The sequence below is a fragment of the Endozoicomonas sp. OPT23 genome, from assembly GCF_009653635.1.
Taxonomy (GTDB): Bacteria; Pseudomonadota; Gammaproteobacteria; order Pseudomonadales; family Endozoicomonadaceae; genus Endozoicomonas_A.
In genome coordinates this window covers 569570-592050 of record NZ_PPFD01000006.1, presented here as the reverse complement: position 1 = coordinate 592050, position 22481 = coordinate 569570, and the positions used below count along the sequence as shown (strand labels likewise).

Annotated in this window: 24 protein-coding genes; 7 read left to right on the top strand and 17 right to left on the bottom strand. The window is 48.5% G+C overall.

Annotated features, from left to right (window positions below; all coding sequences use genetic code 11):
• Positions 1 to 207 precede the first annotated feature (207 nt).
• From EOPP23_RS16535 to EOPP23_RS16500, 8 genes are all read right to left on the bottom strand, one after another.
• Entirely contained in the window at positions 208 to 483 is a 276-nt protein-coding gene (locus EOPP23_RS16535; protein WP_153767087.1) for a YebG family protein, read from the bottom strand.
• A 155-nt stretch (positions 484 to 638) separates the two neighbouring features.
• The gene (gene rluB, locus EOPP23_RS16530; protein ID WP_153767086.1) at positions 639 to 1556 is read right to left on the bottom strand and encodes a 23S rRNA pseudouridine(2605) synthase RluB; all 918 of its coding nucleotides are present in this window, start codon (positions 1554 to 1556) and stop codon (positions 639 to 641) included.
• A 129-nt stretch (positions 1557 to 1685) separates the two neighbouring features.
• Complete coding sequence (gene scpB, locus EOPP23_RS16525) at positions 1686 to 2600, bottom strand: SMC-Scp complex subunit ScpB (RefSeq protein ID WP_153767085.1); 915 nt, start codon at positions 2598 to 2600, stop codon at positions 1686 to 1688.
• Positions 2600 to 3439: a ScpA family protein gene (locus EOPP23_RS16520; protein ID WP_153767084.1), complete on the bottom strand. Its 840-nt coding sequence runs from the start codon at positions 3437 to 3439 to the stop codon at positions 2600 to 2602. Before EOPP23_RS16520 ends, scpB begins: the two co-directional genes overlap by 1 nt.
• Before the next feature lie 201 nt (positions 3440 to 3640).
• Positions 3641 to 4855: a tryptophan--tRNA ligase gene (locus EOPP23_RS16515; protein WP_153767083.1), complete on the bottom strand. Its 1215-nt coding sequence runs from the start codon at positions 4853 to 4855 to the stop codon at positions 3641 to 3643.
• Positions 4856 to 4956: 101 nt separating this feature from the next.
• Complete coding sequence (locus EOPP23_RS16510; protein WP_153767082.1) at positions 4957 to 5577, bottom strand: L-threonylcarbamoyladenylate synthase; 621 nt, start codon at positions 5575 to 5577, stop codon at positions 4957 to 4959.
• Between the two features lie 124 nt (positions 5578 to 5701).
• Positions 5702 to 6403, bottom strand: a complete 702-nt coding sequence (locus EOPP23_RS16505; RefSeq protein WP_153767081.1) for a pseudouridine synthase — start codon at positions 6401 to 6403, stop codon at positions 5702 to 5704.
• Between the two features lie 27 nt (positions 6404 to 6430).
• Positions 6431 to 7318 (bottom strand): PHP domain-containing protein, encoded by an 888-nt coding sequence (locus tag EOPP23_RS16500; protein WP_153767080.1) that lies wholly within the window; start codon positions 7316 to 7318, stop codon positions 6431 to 6433.
• Between the two features lie 262 nt (positions 7319 to 7580).
• Between EOPP23_RS16500 and ispZ the strand changes: the two genes are divergently transcribed.
• The 3 genes from ispZ to EOPP23_RS16485 are packed head-to-tail and all read left to right on the top strand — an operon-like array spanning position 7581 to position 9165.
• A complete protein-coding gene (gene ispZ / locus EOPP23_RS16495) occupies positions 7581 to 8156 on the top strand; it encodes a septation protein IspZ (protein ID WP_153767079.1) in 576 nt (191 codons plus the stop codon).
• Positions 8157 to 8456, top strand: coding sequence for a YciI family protein (locus EOPP23_RS16490; protein WP_153767078.1), 300 nt, complete (start codon positions 8157 to 8159; stop codon positions 8454 to 8456). It begins immediately after the preceding gene.
• Positions 8457 to 8466: 10 nt separating this feature from the next.
• Positions 8467 to 9165, top strand: coding sequence for a TIGR04211 family SH3 domain-containing protein (locus EOPP23_RS16485; protein ID WP_194842643.1), 699 nt, complete (start codon positions 8467 to 8469; stop codon positions 9163 to 9165).
• A 22-nt stretch (positions 9166 to 9187) separates the two neighbouring features.
• On the opposite strand, the gene EOPP23_RS16480 is transcribed toward EOPP23_RS16485, so the two are convergent.
• The gene (locus EOPP23_RS16480; RefSeq protein WP_370514792.1) at positions 9188 to 9466 is read right to left on the bottom strand and encodes a SelT/SelW/SelH family protein; all 279 of its coding nucleotides are present in this window, start codon (positions 9464 to 9466) and stop codon (positions 9188 to 9190) included.
• Positions 9467 to 9610: 144 nt separating this feature from the next.
• Between EOPP23_RS16480 and EOPP23_RS16475 the strand changes: the two genes are divergently transcribed.
• Positions 9611 to 10249: an O-methyltransferase gene (locus tag EOPP23_RS16475; protein ID WP_153767076.1), complete on the top strand. Its 639-nt coding sequence runs from the start codon at positions 9611 to 9613 to the stop codon at positions 10247 to 10249.
• A gap of 7 nt (positions 10250 to 10256) precedes the next feature.
• Here EOPP23_RS16475 and EOPP23_RS16470 read toward each other — a convergent pair whose 3' ends face one another.
• Entirely contained in the window at positions 10257 to 11423 is a 1167-nt protein-coding gene (locus EOPP23_RS16470) for a hypothetical protein (protein WP_153767075.1), read from the bottom strand.
• Between the two features lie 277 nt (positions 11424 to 11700).
• On the opposite strand from EOPP23_RS16470, the gene EOPP23_RS16465 reads away from it, so the two are divergent.
• Positions 11701 to 12324 (top strand): phosphoadenosine phosphosulfate reductase family protein, encoded by a 624-nt coding sequence (locus EOPP23_RS16465; RefSeq protein WP_153767074.1) that lies wholly within the window; start codon positions 11701 to 11703, stop codon positions 12322 to 12324.
• 15 nt (positions 12325 to 12339) lie between these two features.
• Here EOPP23_RS16465 and EOPP23_RS21360 read toward each other — a convergent pair whose 3' ends face one another.
• The 3 genes from EOPP23_RS21360 to EOPP23_RS16450 all read right to left on the bottom strand — a co-directional run bounded on the left by EOPP23_RS21360 (position 12340) and on the right by EOPP23_RS16450 (position 14135).
• Positions 12340 to 12786, bottom strand: a complete 447-nt coding sequence (locus EOPP23_RS21360; protein ID WP_194842642.1) for a hypothetical protein — start codon at positions 12784 to 12786, stop codon at positions 12340 to 12342.
• Between the two features lie 14 nt (positions 12787 to 12800).
• Positions 12801 to 13112 carry a BolA family transcriptional regulator gene (locus tag EOPP23_RS16455; protein WP_153767073.1) on the bottom strand — a complete coding sequence of 104 codons (312 nt, stop codon included), beginning with the start codon at positions 13110 to 13112 and terminating at the stop codon, positions 12801 to 12803.
• A gap of 66 nt (positions 13113 to 13178) precedes the next feature.
• On the bottom strand, positions 13179 to 14135 hold the full coding sequence (locus EOPP23_RS16450) for a 2Fe-2S iron-sulfur cluster-binding protein (protein WP_153767072.1): 957 nt from the start codon (positions 14133 to 14135) through the stop codon (positions 13179 to 13181).
• Positions 14136 to 14448: 313 nt separating this feature from the next.
• Between EOPP23_RS16450 and EOPP23_RS16445 the strand changes: the two genes are divergently transcribed.
• The gene (locus EOPP23_RS16445; protein ID WP_153767071.1) at positions 14449 to 15966 is read left to right on the top strand and encodes a fumarate hydratase; all 1518 of its coding nucleotides are present in this window, start codon (positions 14449 to 14451) and stop codon (positions 15964 to 15966) included.
• Between the two features lie 138 nt (positions 15967 to 16104).
• Positions 16105 to 16509: a hypothetical protein gene (locus EOPP23_RS16440; RefSeq protein ID WP_153767070.1), complete on the top strand. Its 405-nt coding sequence runs from the start codon at positions 16105 to 16107 to the stop codon at positions 16507 to 16509.
• An 89-nt stretch (positions 16510 to 16598) separates the two neighbouring features.
• Here EOPP23_RS16440 and EOPP23_RS16435 read toward each other — a convergent pair whose 3' ends face one another.
• The 4 genes from EOPP23_RS16435 to EOPP23_RS16420 all read right to left on the bottom strand — a co-directional run bounded on the left by EOPP23_RS16435 (position 16599) and on the right by EOPP23_RS16420 (position 22104).
• Positions 16599 to 19454, bottom strand: coding sequence for a valine--tRNA ligase (locus tag EOPP23_RS16435; RefSeq protein ID WP_153767069.1), 2856 nt, complete (start codon positions 19452 to 19454; stop codon positions 16599 to 16601).
• A 140-nt stretch (positions 19455 to 19594) separates the two neighbouring features.
• A complete protein-coding gene (locus EOPP23_RS16430; RefSeq protein ID WP_153767068.1) occupies positions 19595 to 19966 on the bottom strand; it encodes a hypothetical protein in 372 nt (123 codons plus the stop codon).
• Positions 19963 to 20421, bottom strand: coding sequence for a DNA polymerase III subunit chi (locus tag EOPP23_RS16425; RefSeq protein ID WP_153767067.1), 459 nt, complete (start codon positions 20419 to 20421; stop codon positions 19963 to 19965). Before EOPP23_RS16425 ends, EOPP23_RS16430 begins: the two co-directional genes overlap by 4 nt.
• A gap of 192 nt (positions 20422 to 20613) precedes the next feature.
• Positions 20614 to 22104 (bottom strand): leucyl aminopeptidase, encoded by a 1491-nt coding sequence (locus EOPP23_RS16420; RefSeq protein WP_153767066.1) that lies wholly within the window; start codon positions 22102 to 22104, stop codon positions 20614 to 20616.
• Positions 22105 to 22481: the final 377 nt, after the last annotated feature.

The window sequence follows — 22481 nt, the reverse complement described above, 5'->3', positions numbered from 1 at the left end:
GCGGAAAAAGTTGTATAAGCAACCAGTACAAGTGCTACTTACCATGATTACTGCACCATGCTTCTGAATTTTCAGCTCTGCATGAGTGGTAAACGTGGTTAACAAACAGAAATAGTATAGCCAGTTAGTGTTAATGAGTTAACTGCTGATAGTGATAAAGCGGGGGAGGTTTGCCCGCAACTGAAAGCGGGCAATGAAAACCTGGAATTAAGCGGCTGTTTCAGACTCTTCAGTAACGGTTGCTTTACCAATTTCCAGAATAAGGTCTGGCTTGCCTTTGAATGCTTTGGCAAAGTCGTCTTTGTTGCGGGCAAACAAAAGGCCTACTTCTTCGGCCAGTGTTTCATCAATCTCGAAGGAATCTTCCAGCAGGCTGGTGATATTGGCAGCCAGCTCGAGCATACGATCGTATTCTTCAGCGGCTTTCTTGTCTGTAAACATGCTTCCGTCCCGATCAACTCGCCACATGGGGGTAATGGACATGGGGTATTCCTGTAGGCGTTATTTCTTATTACTGTATATAAATACAGTATAGTTGTCTAGTTGTAGAGAGGCCCGATGGTTGTTGATGAGAATATTTCCAGATACCAGAAACACAAAACCCGCCAGAAGGCGGGTCTTGAGAAGGTTAAGCAAGATCAGCTATGACGGCCTTTCTTGAACTTGCCGACTTTCTTGTGAGGAGAAGGCTTCTTCTTTTTAGTGGTAGGAACGTTTTTGCCTCTTTCGCCTTTCATTTTCAGGCCTGTTCTGGTCTGACGTGGTGCTGCACGCTGAGTTGGCGCTGCTGGTGCAGGCGCCAGGTCGGCAATGGCTGCCAGCTCGTCAATTTCAGCCTGTGGCACTTCTTCCCATTGGCCCATACGCAGATGGTCAGGAATGATCACGTTACCAAAGCGTACGCGCTTCAGGCGGCTTACCTGCAGTTCCTGGGATTCCCACAGACGACGAACCTCACGGTTACGACCTTCCAGCAGGCAGACGTGGAACCAGCGGTTGATGCCGGCACCACCTGAATCAACAATGTCAGTGAAGCGGGCAGGGCCGTCTTCCAGTTCAACACCGTCAAACAGGTTTTTAACTTTGCGTTCAGTCACTTCACCCATGACTCGAACAGCGTACTCGCGTTCAATTTCATAGGAAGGGTGCATCAGGCGATTGGCCAGCTCACCGTCGGTGGTGAACATCAGCAGGCCGGAGGTGTTGATGTCCAGACGGCCAATAGCGATCCAGCGTTCACCGTTCAGCTTTGGCAGCTTGTCAAAAACAGTCGGGCGACCTTCAGGATCGGTGCGGGTACAGATCTCGCCTTCAGGCTTGTTGTAGGCGATAACACGACGCACTTTAGAGGCGTACATGTCCAGTTTTACCGGACGGCCATCAACGGTGATCTTGTCTTCAGCCGATGCGCGATCGCCCAGCTTAGCGGTGCTGGTGTTAACGGAGACGCGGCCTTCGCTGATCCAGCGTTCCATCTCACGGCGCGAGCCAAGGCCGGCGCCCGCCAGGATTTTCTGGAGCTTTTCACCCTGGGGAGGAATAGTTTCAGTTGTCATTGGTTTCTACGGCAGAGCCGTTTTACAGTTTAAACAGAGGGCGAGTATAGCGATCCTGTTGGTGAGGGCAACCGGGGGATATACGGCAAGTGAGCCAGGCAGCCATTTTTCAGGCTGTCTGCTTTGGGGTTAGTGCCGGGTGGGTTCTGAAGAGGTTTCGTTTAGTTCGGGCTCAGGCTCTGATTCTTCATGGGCAGATATTGCCTCAGGCTCATCGTCATTCTGTTTTTTAGAAGCGGCTTCAGACGTAGCTTCAAAAGAGCTTTCAGCTTCTTCAGGTGCTGGTTCTGGCTGCTCAGTCTCTGTTGTAATACTACCCAGTTCTTCAACCTTCTGCTTCTTAATCATGTCAGCGAAGTTGTCTGGCAGATCGGCTTCCAGTTCATCCAGTTCTGCAAACAGCTCTTCAGCGGTCTGGTGTTCAGACTCGTCCACTTCTGCTTCTTCGGCTTCCTCGACAGAAATATTGTTGGCTTCTTCGGCAAGTGTCTGGGCTGCTTCTTCCAGATTACGAATTTCAGCCAATGGTGGCAGTTCGTTAAGGTTTTCCAGATTGAAATAATCAAGAAACTGTCGTGTGGTTGCGAACATGGCCGGGCGGCCGGGAACATCACGATGACCCACGACACGAACCCATTCCCGTTCCTGAAGGGTGCGAATAATATTACTGCTTACAGCGACACCGCGAATTTCTTCAATCTCGCCACGGGTAATGGGTTGGCGATAAGCGATCAGAGCCAGGGTTTCAAGCAGAGCCCGAGTATAGCGTTGTGGTTTCTCTTCCCAGAGTCGGCCAACCCAGGGAGCCAGTGCCTGTTTAACCTGAAAACGGTAGCCGGATGCCACCTTTTTCAACTCAAAGCCGCGATCTTCGCAGGATTCAGAAATGGCGACCAGGGCATCACGAACCTGATTGCCATCAGGTCTATCCTCTTCCCTGAAGACTTCTTCAGGAAACAGTGCCAGCATTTTTTCAACGGTCACTGGCTTGTGGCTTGCCAGAATGGCGCCTTCCAGTATCTGTTGCAGTTTGACGATATCCATCAGTCAATTCGTGCCTTAACATGAATAGGCCCAAAGGGCTCACTTTGAATCAGCTCGATCAGGGATTCCTTGATCAGCTCCATAACAGCCATAAAGGTAACTACGACGCCGAGTCGTCCTTCTTCAACCCTGAATAGAGCTACAAAAGGCGTGAAACGCTCAGCGGTCAGCATTGAAAGCACCTCACTCATTCGTTCACGCGTTGAAAGGGCTTCCTGCTCGACCTTGTGATCAACAAACATTTCGGTACGACGGAGAATTTCCCCCATCGCCAGCATGACTTCCTGAATGTCGACCGTAGGTTGTGCTTTTTCCTGTTCAAGATCCGGTGCTGCTGCATTGGCAAGATGAATGTTACGGTTCTGCCGTGGCATTTGATCAATGTCTTCTGCCGCTTTCTTGAATCGTTCGTACTCCTGCAGTCGTCGAATCAGTTCAGCACGGGGGTCTTCTTCCTCACCTTCGTCTTCGCCAACTCTGGGCAGCAGCATACGGGATTTGATTTCAGCAAGAGTTGCCGCCATCACCAGATATTCGGCGGCCAGTTCAAACTGACTGGATTCCATCAGATCAACATACTCCATGTACTGACTGGTAATCAGTGCCACTTTGATATTGAGAATATCCATGTTGTTGCGCTTGATTAGATAGAGCAACAAATCCAGCGGGCCTTCAAAGGCGTCAAGAAACACCTGAAGAGCATCAGGTGGTATGTATAAGTCGTCGGGCATTTTGGCCATGGGTTGCCCCATAACCAGTATCTGTTGTTCTACCCGGTCATCCGGGATTTCCGGTTGGACAGAAAGTTCTGTCTCAGCCACGGCTTCCGTCGTGGTCATTAAAAACCCCCGTACAGGTTAAATACAGTCATAAACGGCAGAGACTTATTTTTTTGAAAGAACTCTGCCGTAGAATATTGCCATTATTCCAGAGCTTGATTGAATCCGGTAATGTGGCAATTAACGATTGCGTACTATTAATAACTTAGATAGTTAGCGGCAACGTTTTATTTATGACTATATCTCAATGAACCATAAGCCTCAGCGATAGTCCAGTCCTATGGCTTCACGGACTTCTCTGAGAGTGTCCTGAGCTTCGTCCCGAGCGCGTTCTGAACCTTCGGCAATAATACTTTTTACCACGTCAGGGTTGTCTTCCAGCTCTCTGGCTTCCATGCGGATAGGTTCGAGTTCTGCCTGTATGGCATCTATCAGAGGTTTTTTGCAATCAAGGCAGCCAATGCCTGCTGAGCGACAACCTTGTTGCACCCATTCCTGTTGTTCGTCGTCGGAATAAATCTGATGCAGTTGGTAAACCGGGCATTTATCGGGCTCACCGGGATCGTTGCGGCGAATACGGGCCGGGTCGGTGGGCATCTTTTTCAATTTGCTGGCAACATCATCAGGTGCTTCACGCAAGCTAATGGCATTTCCGTAGGACTTGGACATCTTCTGGCCATCCAGTCCGGGCATGCGAGCTTGAGGTGTCAGCAGTGCCTGAGGTTCAGGCAGAATAACCTTACCGGTCCCTTCGAGATAACCAAATAGACGCTCCTGGTCGCCAACAGTGATATTGCTCTGTTCTTTCAAAAGAGCTCTGGCGGTTTCCAGTGCCTCTTCATCACCCTGTTCAAGGTAAGATTTTCTCAGACCTCGGTAGAGTTTGGCGGTTTTTTTGCCCATCTTGTTGATGGCCATTTCAGCATTCTGCTCAAAGCCGGGCTCACGACCGTAGATATGATTAAACCGTCGGGCAATTTCCCGAGTTATTTCCACGTGCGCTTCCTGATCTGCACCAACAGGAACCTGACCGGCACGATAGGCCAGAATGTCAGCACTTTGAAGCAGTGGATAGCCAAGGAATCCGTAGGTTGAGAGGTCTCTTTCACGCAGCTTTTCCTGCTGATCCTTATAGCTCGGAACACGTTCCAGCCAGGACAGGGGCGTCATCATGGACAGCAGCAGATTGAGTTCGGCGTGCTCGGGCACTTTCGACTGAATAAACAGAGTGGCAGCGCCGGGATTAATACCCACTGCCAGCCAGTCAATCACCATATCCCAGACATGGTCTTCGAGCTTGGAAGGGTCTTCGTAATGGGTAGTCAGTGCGTGCCAATCAGCTACAAAAAAGAAGCATTCGTATTCGTGTTGAAGACGCAGCCAGTTTTTTAATACGCCATGGTAATGGCCAAGGTGAAGGCGGCCGGTGGGTCGCATACCGGATAAAACTCGCGACTGAGGGTCTACAGCGCTCAAGAGGCTCTCCTGTTGGAATCCTGAACGCACAGATTACGATAGAAATTCCTAATGGAAAAGCCGGAAATTGGTTTTATAGAGGTATGTCAGTTTTATTTCATTTAACTGAAAGGGGAAATGTCGCCTTTACCTTCACGAAGTACTTCAGGTGTTTCATTCAATAGACTGACAACCGTTGTAGCTTCAATGCCCCGATAGCCACCATCAATCACCAGATCCAGGTGTGATTCCAGCGTTTGACGAATATCGTAAGGATCCATCATAGGTTCATCATCCCCGGGCAGCTGTAAAGTACAGCTCATGATTGGGGCGTTCAGTTCATTGAGCAGGGCGCTGACAATATTGCACTCAGGTACACGAATACCAATGGTTTTCCGTTTCGGGTGCATCAGTCGTCTTGGTACTTCACGGGAACCCTGAAGAATAAAGGTATAAGGGCCGGGCGTATGGTTTTTCAGTAGCCGGTATTGAGTGTTGTCGACGCGAGCATAGACTGCCAGTTCCGACAGGTCACGACAAACCAGGGTGAAGTTATGCTTGTCATCCAGTTTGCGGATCTGACGGATCCGGTCAACAGCGTTTTTATCACCGATCACACACCCAAGCGCATAGGCCGAGTCAGTCGGATAGGCAATTACACCACCCGTGCGCATGATTTCAGCAGCCTGACGGATCAGACGCAGTTGCGGGTTGTCCGGGTGTATCTGAAAAAACTGACTCATGGCTGCCTGTAACATGGAGCCTGCGTCCTGATTGGCCTGTATCAGGTCTCTTTCGGCAGGTTCCAGAGCTCTTTAGTTCTGAATGAGCGCGCATCATACCACCGGCAGTGGACAGTGCAATGATTCAGGGCAGTTGCAGAGAACTCAATAGGATAGACTGCTCACTGGTGGTGAGAGGGCGTATCTGATCAGTACCAAGGTCTGACAATAATAGGTTGAGTATCCTTAGTCGCTGTAAGTCTACAACCATGTAGCCAAGGGCTTTGCACATTCTTCGAATCTGTCTGTTTTTACCCTCGGTCAGAGTGATAAAAAAGGTATTTGTAGCAGTTTGTTCGACCTTGCAGGGGCGGGTTTTAACATCTCTATACTGGACACCGGTGACCATTGTCTCAATAAAGGTGGGTGTGACCGGTTTGTCGACAGTCACCTGATATTCCTTTTCATGGAAAAAATCAGGGTGGATCAGGCGATGACAGAGTTCACCATCGTTGGTCAGCAGTAAAAGTCCATGGGAGTCTTTATCGAGACGGCCAACAGGAAAGGCTCTTGGGGACGTTGGCAGTTTGTGAATTATGCTGCTTTTGTCGTCAGTTTTGCAGACGCAGTCAATACCTACGGGTTTGTTATAAAGCCAGTAAACTCTCTCTGCATCTATATTGAGTAGCTCGCCATCTATGTGTATCTGATCTTGATCAGTAACGTGGTCAATGTGATTAGCGGGACGGTTGTTAACAGTTACTCGATCAGCATCAATCAGGCGACTGGCGCCACGACGGGAACAATAGCCTGCTTCAGCAATATATTTGGCAAGTCGGGTGGTCATCGTTGTCTATAAGCTTTCTTTAAGGAGTTACCAGTCTTGCCAGACAGGAGTGATCTGCTCAGGTAAAGGGTGAGGCTTACCCAGTTCTACCCAGGGGTTTTTCGGAGTGTGAAAATCACTGGCACGGGAACCCTGCAGGTTAAAGTCCAGACAAAGTTCAGCCAGCTCTTCTTTTTGTCCCGGAGGCTGGTTGCAACCACTGACTTCCAAAGCGGCACCACCAGCAATAGAGAAGTCCCTGACCAGAGCACGGAGCTTGGTGCGAGTCATACTGTATTTTCCCGGATGAGCCAGAACCGCCTGACCATTCACCGCTCTTATCCAGGCAATGGCTTTGCTCATGGGCGGCCAGAAGGCTCGCAGGTTCCCTAGCTTGGTGTGAGACAGGTATTTATCAAAGGCAGGCTGCATCTCTTTGACATAGCCCTGTTCGATCAGCCACCAGGCAAAGTGCGGGCGACCGGTTTGAATGTGTTCTTTAGACAGTTGAAAATCATCGCTGGTGTCTTTCTGGCGATTCAAGGCCAGCTCAACTACCTCCTGATAAAGCTCTTCAGCAGTTTTCGAAAGTTTCAACTGTTTGACCAGCTTACCGGCAATCAGAAGTGATCTCTGCTTTCGGGCTTCGTTCTGATGTTGAATGATCATGTCCAGATCAGGGTGATCCAGAGGAAAGTTCAGGCCAACAATATGAATCTCCATATTGGACCAGGTTGTAGACAGCTCCATGCCGGTAATCAGCCTTGGCCCCTGCAGTTCTTTTTTCGCCAGATAACGATGGGCTTCAACAGAGTCATGGTCAGTAATGGCTAGAAGCTCCACGCCCTGATCAGTTGCTCTTTGATAGAGCTCAAGGGGGCCCATGGAGCCGTCGGAAGCGGTGGTGTGGCAATGAAGGTCAGCGTTCAGGGTCATAAAAAGACTGGAGTGATTCCAAAGAAAATTCTATATCAATGCACTTTAACCTTTATCAGGATGCTGAGCCAGTTAAGAAAACGGGCGTGAAAACGTAAAGGCTTTTTAAATGTAAGTAAGGTTTATCTATACGCTTGTTCTAAATGTACTGGGATACCACCACCATTGATATATACTTTACCTCCTTAAGTAACTTCCCTATGGGCTGTTCGTGAAGAATCCATTAGGGTAAAGCCATAATGATTAATCTAACTGGTTGAGTATGAAGCAGCTGATCGACTTTATTCCCCTGATCGTTTTTTTCACCGTTTATAAAATGGACCCAAGGGTTGTTGAGCTGGGAGGTCAACAGCTTGATGTAGGTGGTCCGTTCAGTGCGACAATGTTCCTTATGGTGGCTTCAGCCATTGTCTATGGCGGCATGTTTCTTAAGAATAAAAGCCTTGAAAAGAGTCAGTTGATTACTCTGGCAGCGGTTATGCTGTTTGGTAGTATGACTCTGACGTTTCACGATGAAGCCTTCCTGAAATGGAAGGCTCCGATTGTGAACTGGATCTTTGCCGCTGCTTTCCTTGGCAGTCAGTTCATTGGTGAGAAGCCATTGGTTCAGCGCATGATGGATCATGCCATTAGTCTGCCTAATGAAATCTGGCTGAAAATGAACCTGAGCTGGGTCGTGTTTTTTATTCTGCTCGGTGCGGCAAACCTGTTTGTGGCCTTCACCTTCCATGAAATCTGGGTGGACTTTAAAGTGTTTGGCAGTCTGATTCTCACCTTTCTGTTTGTTATCATTCAGTTTGCTGCCATCTCCCGCCATATCAGGACTGAGGAAAAATAAATGCTGTACGCCGTAATCAGTGAAGATGTAGAAAACAGCCTGCCATTGCGTATGAAGGCCAGGCCTGCTCATTTAGCACGATTAGAGCTGCTGAAGTCGGAAGGTCGCCTGGAAATGGCTGGCCCTTGCCCGGCGATTGACAGCAGTGACCCGGGTGAAGCCGGCTTTACCGGCAGTATTGTTGTCGCAGAATTCGATAGTTTGGAAGCTGCCCAGAGTTGGGCGGATAATGATCCCTACATTGAGGCAGGGGTATATAAGGCCGTTGTTGTTAAGCCTTTCAAAAAAGTCCTGCCCTAAGAGAGAACGTGTGAAAAAGACAGCCAGCAAATTCTCGCTGCTGATGTCCGGAATACTGTTGTCAGGAAGTCTTTTCCTGACAACGCCGGTCATGGCCGAGACCAAGTACATTTCCGATGTTGTGTATGTGCCTCTGCGTGCAGGGCCCAGTAACCAGTTCAAAATTCTTCATCGTGGACTGAAAACCGGTGTTCGAATGACGGTTCTGGAAGCGGATGCCGGAAATGGCTACAGTAAAATCAGAACCAGTGGTGGCCTTGAAGGCTTCATCCAGAAGCATTATCTGGTGTCTGAAGAACCTGCTCGTACTCGACTGCCAAAAGAGCTGGAGAAAATGGCTCAGCTGGAACAGAGTATTCAGCCATTAAAAGAAACACTTCAGGAAACGAACTCGGCACTGCAGGACTCTGAAAGCAGTCTCGATGCCGCTACTCGTGCGCTGGATGAAAAAACGTCCGAATTCATTGCTTTGAGAGAAGCAACTGCAGACCCTCAGGCTCTTGATCTGCGAAATAAAGAGTTGATGGAAGAAAATCTGCAATTAAAGAATCGTGTGGAAGTGGTGGCTGCAGAAAATAGTCAACTGGTGAATAATACCAGCCTGCGCTGGTATCTCTATGGTGGTGGTACAGTGCTGCTGGGTATTCTACTCGGTCTGTTCCTGCCAAGGCTGCGTATTCAGAGAAAAACCTCTTCTGACTGGGTGTAAACCCAGTCTATTGGTTGTTGATTCAGCGATCGTTATGACCCAGATCTCTGTCTGGGTCGATCAGGTCCCGAACCTTTTGCTTGATCTCCTTGGGTTGCGGAAAACCGCCGTTGGCTTTTCGCTCCCAGATTTGCTCGCCATTCAATGTGATAACAAAAATACCACCTGTTCCGGGTTTTAACCGGACTTCACCCAAGTCAGTGCTGAAAGTACTCAATAATTCCTGAGCCAACCATGCCGATCTAAGCAGCCATTGGCACTGACTGCAGTACTCAATTTTAATAATGGGTTTGTCGGACACATCAACCTCTGAAAAACTCTGATTATTACGGTGAATTCTAACATGAGGCTGTCGAGTTCTTTGTTAAAATCCACAGTTAACCAAAAGCATTAGAGTTAATCGGTCCCTGGCTGATTAATTATTTATGAAATTACAGGAAGATTAATGACGGTTATCACTCAGCCGGAAATAGAGCAGTACTGCCAGTCCATTACCGGAGAATCTGAATCCTTGCAGGCGTTATCCGCTGCAACCGAAGAGCGAACCCGTTATCCGGGCAATATGTCGGGTAACCTGGTCGGTCAGACATTGAAAATGCTGGTAGCTATAAGCAGCAGCAAACGAGTGCTGGAAATCGGTATGTTTACGGGCTATGCCGCCCTTTCAATGGCAGAAGCACTACCAGAAGGCGGTGAGATTTATTGTTGTGAGACCAATCCGCAAGCTATAGAAGTTGCGGAAGAGTTTTTTCAGAAAAGCGGTCAGGGTAATAAATTAAAAGTCCTTTTTGGCAGGGCATTGGACACTATTCCTACCATTGAAGGTGAACTGGATTTTGTGTTTATCGATGCAGACAAGAAAAAGTACCGTGAATACGTTGATCTGGTTTTGCCAATGGTGAGAAAAGGTGGCCTGATTGTGGTGGATGATGCGCTCTGGAAAGGAGGAGTTCTTGACCCGCAGGATGAGCGGGATCAGATTATTGCTGATTTGAATCAGTACTTCTCCGGGAGAGTAGACCTGGAAAATGTATTGCTTCCCATAAGGCACGGACTGCATATTATAAGAAAAACGTATGCGTAACTTAGCCTTATGAACCTTTAGTTGCAGATTGTTCAGGATTGCTGAGAGCATCTTTAAATATGTCAGAGAATACACCGTGAGCATTTCTTAAATTATGATTCGCTTTCACAACCTTGACATGGCCAGAGCTCATATAAGGAGTAACGAAATCAGCCATTCTTGAGCCTTCACAGATAAGTGAATCATCCTGATTCTGCATAACAGTTACATCGACGTTTCTATCGATCAGTTTCTTCATTGACTTTTCGGCGTTGACCAGTCCGCCGACCGCCCAGCCTATGGTATCTGCAAGCAGCGGGGCTGAAGGAAGAATAACTCTCGACGTTGTCGTGAATGAGTCGTGGCTAATCAGGTTTACTTTGCGGTCGGGTAAATCGCCCAGCTCGTTCAGAACGTTATCAAGGCTGGTTGTGGCTACGGCACCACCGAGAGATGTTCCTGCAACTTCTACATGATAAAAGCGGTCGAGAGCATGTTTGATGGCAGCAGTACCATCTTCAACAACGGTATTGTTAGTCGGAAGTGGCGAGTTTTCGGTCTTATTAAAACCGGTTCCCCTGTAGTCAAACATGATGACCGGACAGTTTCTTTCTCGTTGCAGTGCGCCCGGCAGGCTTTTTTCTGATAGCTCCAGTTTTCTTGTTGAGCGGTTACGTTCAATGAAAGAACTCAATACCATCCCGTTGGGGTTGTTATAGACAACACAAGCATCATTGTTTGGTTTGTCATGATTCCAGCCTGCTGGGAAACAGATAACTGCCTGGAATTTATCGTCCCCATCCGATACATCGATTTTCGTAAAAGTGGGGCAATCACTGCCTGACTGCGCGCAGAGATCATCCAGAACTGCTTTGCTGGTTACAGAGTCGCAACCTGCTGCCCGCTGAGAGGGTATTAATATTTTTCCGACTAGTTTGGACATTCCCAACCTGTTTTCGGCCAGCCAGAAGGTAGGTTTGGCTATCATTGAGGCGCCACGCTCCATAATAGATATGGGCACAAACCAGGACATTTTCATTGATTCTTGAGCCAGTTTGCCTAGATAGCTGGTACCTTCTTCAGGCTCAATGCCCGAGCCATTGAAATTGGCGCTCTCAGGACTCTCGTGAATGTCCTGATTGTCTTGCCCAGGGCTAACCCAGGATTTAATTGCCTTGCCAATTCCACTGAACATGCTGTTGTCCCTCTAAATTACGCAGTTATAGTCGGAACTATCGGTCGTTTATTGGCTTAAAGGTAGCTATGACGCTGATTTCAGATGTGTTCAGCATCCTGTCGGGTTGAAATGCAGTTTGTCTCAGGGAGTTTGTTGCAACTGAGGGATGAAGGGGGTTAGATCAAACAAGTCTTTGCAAAGAAAATCATGATCTAATCCGGCCGTTGAGTGTTGTTCTGCCATTACTTATAGTAATCCAATCTTGAAATCTTATTTCTTATAACTGGAGTCTTGAATGGATCTGGAGTTACTGAATCGTGAGCTGTCTGAACTGAGTCCTCAGGAGATTATTCGCTGGACTCTGGACAGAGCTGAACAACCACTGGTGACCACTAACTTCGGACCCCATGAGGCAGCCATTCTTCATATGGCAACCCGTATCAAGCCAGATCTTCCGGTAGTCTGGATTGACTCGGGTTATGGGACGGAAGCAACCTACCGTTTCGCCCGTGACCAGATTGCAAAACTGGAACTGAATATCCAGGTATTTCATCCTGAGTACAGCCGCGCTTATCGTGATGCAACAATGGGTGGTGTGCCGGAAGTGGATACGGCTGAGCACGATGAATTTACCCATCAGGTGAAGCTTGAGCCTTTTGCCAGAGCCATGAAAGCTTCTGCGCCAGACTACTGGCTGACAGCAATTCGTAAGGATCAGACTGAGTTTCGTCAGGGGCTTGAGGTTCTGAGTGCGACTAAAGACGGCTTCTACCGTGTAGCACCACTGCTGAACTGGACGGAGCTGGATATTGAAGAGTACCTGGTTGAGAATGATCTTCCCATCGAAGAAGACTATTACGATCCAACCAAAGTACATGGTCATCGTGAGTGTGGTTTGCACACGTCAGTGTCCAAATAAATTGGTGAAACGGCTTTAAAATAGTCCGCTGGTGGGTCTTGGGAGTATCTGTTCGGATTTAAGGACTCTTGGCCAGCGGCCGCTTTTGTGACAACTTTCCGGGTTGTCTTCAGTGACAACGTAGAGTCGTGTAAAAGGCCCGTCCGTCGCAATCAATCCTTGTATAAACTGCTGGTGGTTCAGTTCAAACCAGTGGCTTTCTCCAGTAATATCCTTCTCCATAAAAGCATCAATAATGATCTTTACCGGTCGTGGCTGAAAACGATGCCAGATACCGCTTTTTATGGATTCCAGTCGAGCCCAGCCGCCCTGGGGTGTTTGCCCAGGCTGGATTTCTCTTCTCCCCCAGGGTACCAGTATTTGTTCACCTTTACGGGTCAGAACTGGCAGTCTGGCTTTTGGGTTCGGAAAGTAGGTTTTGATGGTTTGACCATCAATGTTGAACTGGGCTCCACCGCACACGACTGGTTAATCCTTTATTTACCGCCACCCATACAGTTTGGACTGTCTGGACTGTTGTTTTGACGTTGTTCCCATTCAGTTGGGGTATAGGTATGAAGAGCCAGCGCATGTATACCTGCCTGCATTTCCTCTGACAGTAATTTGTAAACCATTTGATGACGTTTAACGGGGAGCTTGGCCTGAAAGGCTTCGCTAACCAGTACGACCTTGAAGTGGGTTTCAGAGTTAGGTGGCACATTATGCATATGACTTTCGTTCTCAACCTGAATAAACAGTGGGGAGAACTCACTGGTCAGTTTATCACTGACTTTTTCCTGCATGCTCATTGGTCTTATTAGCTCTGATGAATTAGATGAAACAAAAATGGCTATAGATTAACAGGAACTGACAACTCAACGAAGAGTTCGTTCCTTTATTGGCAGTAATTTGAGAGCGGATCGAATATTAAGGCCATGGCTTTCGAGTGTGGCAATAAAGTTCCGTTTCCCTGAAATAATCAGTTCAGACTCGCTCTTGTCAGAAGCCACGTCAGAAGTTACGTCAGCCGCTAAATCAGCAACTGTGTCTGCAATTTTTCCTGCTTCATGGCTCTTGAGAAAATGGTATGAAAAGCTTTTGTACTGTGTCGACAGTTTCTCAAAGAAATGCTTAATATCAGGTGCGGTGGAACCCGTATAAAAACAGTACAAGGTTACTTTTGCGTCAGGCTTTAACAGGCTGCAGTGCTTAATCACTGCAACCATTGGGGCAAGGTGATTTTCATGGCAGATTAGATGAAGTTGCCTGTTCATCGTCTCAACATTAATGCCAATTCCTTGTGGCTGCCCCAGTTGAATTTTATCTCCGACTCTGGCGACTTCATGTGCCCAGGTGCTGAATGAATCTCCAACCTTTCGTCGTATATAAATCATGGGCTGGCTATCAATTGGGCTTGATGCGAGATAGCAATCTTTACTTAGTCGCTGATTGGCAGAAATGTTTAGATGCTGGCCTGGTTGGTAGGATAGCGGCTGCCTTGGAGACAGCGTTAAAACCGCTAGTGTACTTTCCGGTTTTTCGATCGCGGTAATGATCGCTGAAATAGGTTTGTTCTCGGGCAGGGAAACAGTCATATCATCTGTCGGGTAACACTGACAGGCCAGAAAATACTGAGCGCTAGCTTTTTCTCTGGGAAGTAATAGTTGGCTTTGCAGAGGAGGTTTGCCGCCATCAGATTGAAGCATACAGGCATGGCAGACACCTGAGCGACAGGAGTAAGGTATTTTCTCACCTTGACTGAGCAGGCTATCGAGCAGGCATGTATCACTGTCGGCCTGCAGTTGTCGGCTAGCAATGGTTATTTTCGGCATAACCACAGTCTATCAGAGGATTTGCCGGTGAGAGAATGGTTCGTTCAAATCGGTAACAAAAATGTACTGATCAATGCTGAGGAATAATGTTTTCCACTGCTAAGGATTGGTATAATCGCTCCAGCATTTGGGGAGGGGATATAAAGGGCCCCGATTGCCTTGCTGTTGTCATCTATATCTACAGCAATCAAGTTGCAATAAAGTAGCGATAAAAAACAAGAAGACAGATGACCTAGGTTTGTTTTTGGATCATCACATAATAAGTGAGATACCAGAAACCCGGTCAGAGATGAGACCATGGGAGTGGGAGCCAATGACTGTAATTAAAGAACATGATCTGATTGAGAGCGTAGCGGATGCTCTGCAATTTATCTCCTGCTATCACCCGGTAGACTTTGTTCAGGCGGTGCATGAAGCCTGGAAGACCGAGCCGTCAAAGGCGGCAAAAGACGCAATGGCCCAGATTCTGATCAATTCCAGAATGTGTGCCATGGGCAAGCGCCCGATTTGTCAGGATACCGGTATGGTAACGGTATTTCTAAAAATAGGTATGAATGTTCGTTTCGAAACAGATCGTTGCCTCGAAGATTTGGTCAATGAAGGTGTTCGTAAAGCTTACACCCATCCTGAGAACGTTCTGCGAGCATCTGTACTGGAAGATCCGGCTGGTGCTCGAAAGAACACTAAAGATAATACCCCGGCTGTTATTCACATGAGGCTGGTGCCGGGCGATACCGTTGAAGTTGAACTGGCTGCCAAAGGTGGTGGCTCCGAGAATAAATCGAAACTGGCGATGCTGAACCCTTCCGATGATGTCGTTGAATGGGTCAAGAAAACCGTTCCGACCATGGGTGCGGGTTGGTGTCCACCAGGCATGCTGGGTATAGGTATTGGCGGTAGCCCGGAAAAGGCGATGCTGATGGCCAAGGAATCCCTGATGGATCCTATTGATATCCATGAGCTGCGTGAACGTGGTGCTTCAAACCGTGTTGAAGAGCTGCGCCTTGAACTGATGGATGCAGTAAACAGTCTGGGTATCGGTGCTCAGGGCCTCGGTGGTCTGACTACGGTCCTGGATGTGAAGATCAAGGATTACCCGACTCATGCTGCGTCACTGCCGGTTGCCATGATTCCTAACTGTGCCGCAACCCGTCACGCTCACTTTACCCTGGATGGCAATGGCCCTGTTTACCAGGAAGCACCGAGTCTGGATAACTATCCGGAAATTGCAATGGATATGAGTGAAGGTGTTCGCAAGGTTAATGTTGACGGCATCACTAAAGAAGATATCAAGAGCTGGAAGCCGGGTGAGACCCTGTTGTTGTCCGGTAAGATCCTCACCGGCCGTGATGCGGCTCATAAGCGCATGATCGATATGATGGATCGTGGTGAAGAGTTGCCGGTCAGCATGAAAGGTCGCTTTATCTACTACGTTGGTCCGGTTGATCCGGTTCGTGATGAAATCGTTGGCCCTGCTGGACCTACTACAGCAACCCGTATGGACAAGTTCACTCGTGCAATGCTCGAGGAAGCTGGTCTGGCTGGCATGATTGGTAAAGCGGAGCGTGGTCCTGCGGCCATACAGGCGATCAAGGATAATGAATCTGTTTACCTGATGGCTGTAGGTGGTGCGGCTTATCTGGTATCCCAGGCCGTTAAAAGAGCTGAAGTGGTTGCCTTCCCTGAACTGGGCATGGAAGCCATCTATGAGTTCGAAGTTGAAGATATGCCGGTGGCTGTAGCCGTTGATCATACGGGTGATTCCGTTCATCACACGGGTCCACAAATCTGGAAACAGAAAATCGAAGAACAGGTGCTTGAAGTCAAGTAATCCTGCCTGCTGTTAATGAGTCCGGCTGACAGTCGGGCTCATTCCTCGTCCCTTCCGTTACCTTTCATTTCTTCTCTATATAGCTGTTTCGTTATCTACCTATAATCAGGTTCAAGACGTACTCATCAGGGACGCAGTATGGTTAAGAAGTCCATGCCTGTTGATAAAAATGCTGCTGTTAAAAGCACTGTTGTTAAAAGCGCAGTGGTTGAAAAGTGGCAAAGTTATCTGGCCATTTTGCAAGACAAATTACAGGCTGTTGTGAATACCCTTGCTGTCTGGGCAGGCAAGGAAACAGCAGTTTTACCTCAGCTCGTCTGCGCTACAAAAGGGCGCTATCTCCGATCCTGTTATATAGTTTTTCGTGTTCACGATCATTACGAACTGATTCATATCGAAGAGAATCGTCAAAGTAAGCCACCAGCAGATGATGGTTTAAATGAAGGGACGGTTGAGCTTTTCTCGGAATTACTTAGTCTTGAAAGTGACTGGATTAGCCAGCAGCAGATGCGGGAAGGTGGAAACAAAAAGTCTGACAGTTGATAAGAGAAATATCTAATAAAAAGCCCTCACAGTTGCGAGGGCTTTTTTATAACCTGAAAGCCTGACAAACAGGTTTTTTTGATTATGTCTTACAGAGCTTTAATCGCTTCCAGTTGCTCAACCAGACGATCTCTGGCAGACAAAGCATCTTTCAGTTTACCGCGCTCTTTTTCAACCACATCCGGCTTGGCATTGCTGATAAACTTCTCGTTGGACAGCTTGCCTTCAAAGCGGCTCACTTCCTTGTTCAGTTTTTCAACCTCCTTGCTCAGACGGGCAACTTCCTTCTCTTTGTCGATTAGGCCAGCCATTGGCACCAGAACTTCCATCTCGCCCACCAGCTGAGTGGTCGACATGGGTGCGTCTTCACCGTCGGCCAGAACTGCAATATCATCCAGCTTCGCCAGAGATTTCAGGAAGGCGGTATTGTCAGTCAAACGACGCTGATCGTCAGAAGACAGGCTTCGAACCAGAACGTTCAGTCCCTTGTTCGGGCCAATGTTCAGTTCAGCTCGGATGTTACGAATACCGGTGATAAAGCCTTTCAGCCATTCGATATCCTGTTCAGCCTGTGCATCCAGTTTACTCTCATCCAGAACCGGGTAGCTCTGGGTCATCAGGGTTTCACCCTCAACACCGGCTTCTGCCTTGAGATTCTGCCAGATTTCCTCGGAAATGTACGGCATGAACGGGTGAATCAGGCGAGTGATGGTTTCCAGAACACGAACCAGTGTACGACGAGTTCCGCGTTTCAGTTCAGCAGACGCATCTTCATCCCACAGAACCGGTTTGGACAGTTCCAGATACCATGCGCAGTATTCGTTCCAGATAAAGTCGTAAAGATTCTGGGAAGCGTGGTCGAGACGGAAGTCAGCCAGATTTTTTTCAACCTGAGCTTCAACGCGCTGCAGGCGGGAAGTGATCCAGCGATCAGCCAGAGTCAGTTCAACGTCACCGCCGTTCTGACCACAGTCTTCACCCTTGGTGTTCATCTCAACGTAGTTGGCTGCGTTCCAGATCTTGTTACAGAAGTTTCTGTAACCTTCCAGACGCTTCATGTCCCAGTTGATGTCACGGCCGGTGGAGGCCAGTGAGTACAGGGTGTAACGCAGAGCGTCGGTACCGTGAGCAGAAATGCCTTCCGGGAACGCCTTGCGGGTACGCTTTTCAATCTTGGCGGCCAGTTGAGGCTGCATCATGTTGCCACAACGCTTCTCAACCAGATCTTCAAGTTCAATACCGTCAATCATATCCAGAGGGTCAAGCACGTTACCCTTGGATTTGGACATCTTGTCGCCGCTTTCATCACGAATCAGGCCGGTGATGTAAACGTGTTTGAACGGAACCTGTGGTTTACCGTCTTCGTCTTTCATGAAGTGCATGGTCATCATGATCATTCTGGCGACCCAGAAGAAGATGATGTCAAAACCAGTCACCAGAACGTCGGTCGGGTGGAACGTCTTCAGGCGTTCAGTGTTTTCAGGCCAGCCCAGAGTACCAAAGGTCCAGAGTGCGGAAGAGAACCAGGTATCCAGTACATCGTCATCCTGTCTCAGGGCAACGTCAATCGGGATATTGTTCTGTTCACGGACGTCAGCTTCATCACGACCAACAAATACATTGCCTTCGTCGTCGTACCAGGCTGGGATTCTGTGTCCCCACCAGAGCTGACGGGAAATACACCAGTCCTGAATATCACGCATCCAGGAGAAGTACATGTTTTCGTACTGTTTAGGGACGAACTGGATCTCACCGTCTTCCACGGCTTTAAGAGCGGGTTCTGCCAGTGGCGCAGCACGAACAAACCATTGGTCTGTCAGCAGAGGTTCAATAACGACACCGGAACGGTCACCGTAAGGAACGGTCAGATCGTGGTCTTTAATTTCTTCCAGCAGGCCGGCTGCTTCAAAGTCAGCAACGATCTGTTTACGAGCGGCAAAACGCTCCATACCACGATACTGTTCAGGAATATGAGTATCGATCTCGTTGTTAACTGTGCCGTCAGTATTAAACGCTTCTGCCTGATCGCGAATGTCGCCATTCAGGGTCATGATGTTGATCATGGGTAGGTTGCAGCGCTTGCCGACTTCGTTATCGTTGAAGTCGTGAGCTGGCGTGATCTTTACACAACCCGTGCCTTTTTCCATGTCAGCGTGTTCGTCAGCGACAATGGAAATACGACGGTTAACCAGTGGTAGCAGGATGTCTTTGCCAATCAGAGCCTTGTAACGCTCATCTTCAGCGTTTACAGCAACACCGGTATCACCCAGCATGGTTTCCGGACGGGTAGTTGCGACAACAATGTAGTCTTTGCCTTCAGAGGTCGTTTCACCGTCAGCCAGTGGATAACGTAAGTGCCACATGTGGCCATTGACGTCTTTGTTTTCCACTTCCAGGTCGGAAATAGCGGTGTGCAGTTTCGGGTCCCAGTTCACCAGACGTTTGCCACGGTAGATCAGGTCGTCCTTATGCAGACGGATAAAGACTTCCTGAACCGCCTTGTAGAAACCCGGGTCCATAGTGAAACGTTCGTTGTCCCAGTCTACGGAAGCACCCAGACGACGCAGTTGGCGGGTAATGTTACCGCCGGACTCTTCTTTCCATTCCCAGATTTTATCGGTGAACGCATCACGACCATAGTCGTGACGGGTCTTGCCTTCTTCGGCCTGAACTTTACGTTCCACAACCATCTGGGTAGCAATACCGGCGTGGTCGGTACCGACCTGCCAGAGCGTGTTGCTGCCTTTCATGCGCTGGTAACGAATCAGGGCGTCCATAATGGAATCCTGAAAGGCGTGGCCCATATGCAGACTACCAGTCACGTTGGGCGGCGGAATCATAATGGTGTAAGAATCACCTTCACCGGAAGGGGCAAAATAGCCTTTCTCTTCCCAGGTCTGATACCGGCTGCGCTCAATAGCGTGTGGGTTGTATGTTTTTTCCATAACTTCAGGATTCGACTGGTTCTGAACTAAACCGCGAATTATACAAGAAAGGGTGAGGCAGTGTTACTGGTTAATTACCGGTAGTCTGATGGCTGGTGAGGACTGCAAACACCGCAGGGTACGGTGTTTGCATAGAGGTATCAGCTTTTTGTGAGTTCCTGCTGATTCAGCCAGTGCTCGAGATAGCTATTCAGTTCACGATTCAGACGGCTTTCAACACGCACCAGCTCTTCGTCGATGATTTCCTGAATGACCAGCTGAGCCTGATTTTTCAGCTGAGTACGTAAGCCGGGTTCAGCATTGACTGATGTAAGGCTTGCCATAGTGCCGGTTACAGTATTCGGAGTAAAACGGGCAGCTGACAGGTGTTCAGTGCCCGTAGCCAGACCTTCCGCAACATCGGTCAGTACCGGAATATGCTGATTCAGGTCGCTTCGGTCTTTTTCTTCTCTGAGCAGTTGACGCAGTCGTTCCAGCTCGTCCAGTAATCCGTGGGTGCTTTCTGTAGTCATAATCGTTTACCCGCAGCTATATCGTGGGCTTCAGGTTTGATGCCATCCTTCTGGTAGGCTTTGAATTTTTCTCTGAGAATCTCAACCGGTCCCGGGCTCTTGTCCACCACCTCGCAGGTGCGGTCAAAGTCACGGTAAAAGGCTGGTATTTTTCTTGCCATATTAATCAGCAGTGTATTCTCTTCAGGTTTGCCGGGGTTAATGTGGCTGATCGTCACCGGTGTGCTGATGCTGTTTTGGTCATCGTTATTATTTTGCTTTTTGATTTCATGGGGAATAAAGCTGTCTTCCCGCCACTCCCACAGTAAACGATCATAGGTTTCTGACTGAATCTGGTTGTCAGTGTGGATATGCACTTTCATACCTGACGTCCAGGCTTTTTCTGTCAACTTGCAGACGAAGCTTTTGACTGCCTGACTTGACTGCTGTTGTAACAGATAAAAAGTGACTTGCATTGTATGCGGTTATCCTGACCCATGCAGCGACCGGAAGTGGTTGCAAACTCATTGGTTATAAACGATAGAGTTTAAAGATATTGGGGCTGACAGGAAAGGGGTGGGCGCAGAGAAAGGAAACAAAGTGAAGATGAAATCAACATCTTCACTTTGTTGTTAGAGAAAAATCCGCTGAAAAAATCAGTCAGAGATTTATTTCTCCAGTTGGTTCAGCAGATATTGAACCAGCATAGGCACAGGGCGACCCGTTGCGCCTTTGTTTTTACCGGATGTCCATGCTGTACCAGCAATATCCAGGTGAGCCCAAGGCGTGTCTTCTACGAAACGTGACAGGAAGCAACCCGCAGTGATGGTGCCGGCAGGGCGTCCACCGATGTTAGCCATGTCTGCAAAGTTGGAGTCCAGCTGAGCCTGGAACTCTTCACCCATTGGCAGCTGCCATGCTTTATCAGCAGCATCCTTAGAAGCCGTCATCAGTTCATCAACCAGATCATCGTTGTTGGAGATCAGGCCGGTGATGTGGTGGCCCAGAGCAATGATGCAGGCGCCGGTCAGAGTAGCGATATCAACAATGGCCTTTGGCTTGTAGGTTTCGCCAGCGTAGGTCAGAGCGTCGCAGAGAACCAGACGGCCTTCGGCATCGGTGTTCAGGATTTCAATGGTCTGGCCGGACATGGACTTAACAATGTCGCCCGGACGGGAAGCATTGCCAGCTGGCATGTTTTCAGCCGCAGCTACCATACCAACGACGTTCATTTCCAGACCCATGGCAACGATAGCCTGCATGGCACCGAAGACACTGGCAGAACCACACATGTCGTATTTCATCTCGTCCATGCCAGCGCCTGGCTTCAGAGAGATACCGCCGGTGTCAAAAGTAATACCTTTACCCAGCAGAACAACAGGAGCGTCGTTTTTCTTGCCGCCTTTGTATTCCATCATGATCAGACGGGATTCTTGAACGGAAGCCTGACCGACAGACAGCAGGGAGTGCATGCCCAGCTTGGTCATTTCAGCTTCACCAAGAACCTTGGTGGTCAGCTTGCTTTGACCTTTGGCCATTTCCTTAGCCAGTTCGGCCAGGTAAGTAGGGTGGCAATCATTGCCCGGCATATCGCCCAGACGACGAGCCAGGTTACGGCCTTCAGCAATAGCGAGGCCCTGGTCTTTACCGGCAGAGGCTTCGTCGGTGTGCTTGCGGTCAACCAGCAGGGTAACCTTGGTCAGAGCTGGTGCTTCACCGGCTTCGCTCTTGTATTCTACAAAGCGGTAGAATTCGTAGATAACCGCTTCAACCATTTGGCGAGCTTGCCACTGAATATCACGGCCTTTAACTTCAACGCCTTCCAGGGCGATAGTCGCGTCTTTGGCCGTCAGACCTTTCAGGTTGGCCGCGGTTGCTTTGGCCATCTTGATAAAGTCAGCTTCGGAGATGGCTTCAGCCTTTTCAGACAGAGCTGCCAGCAGCATGCGATCTGCAGCTGTTTCCGGAGAGTGTTGCAGCAACAGGGTCTTGCCTGCTTTGAAAGACAGGTCGCCACGCTTCAGGATTGCGGCCAGAGCACCTTCGCCTGCGTCATTGATCGCCTGAGCGGAATCAGACAGTTTTGCCTTTTGAACCGGCAGAACCAGGCAGGCAGTTTTCTGCTTTTCAACTGCGCCACTTTTAATTACGAATTGCATAGTTGCTCCTGTTTTGAACAATCAGATATTCAAGTACGTGCGTTTAAGTACCCGAACATATGAATTCACAAGCTGTATCACCGCCACCGGCAGGGATACAGCCATTTATATTCGATTAAGTGTGTCTACATACTTACACACTTAACAGGCAAGTTGTCTGAACCATGAAGGTCAACCGTCAGGGTTATAGCCAGAATGTTTAATGACTCTGAAAATAAATCAAGAATGACTCCTGAGAGCAGAAGTTAAGAAACGATTTTGAAAAAAGACGGCTATAAACTCGAACGGCTTTAATAGATAATTGCCTGATATAAGTATTTGAACAGAGTCTGCGCCCTATGTGAATGGATTCAGGCGAATTTTGTCCCTGTTTGAAA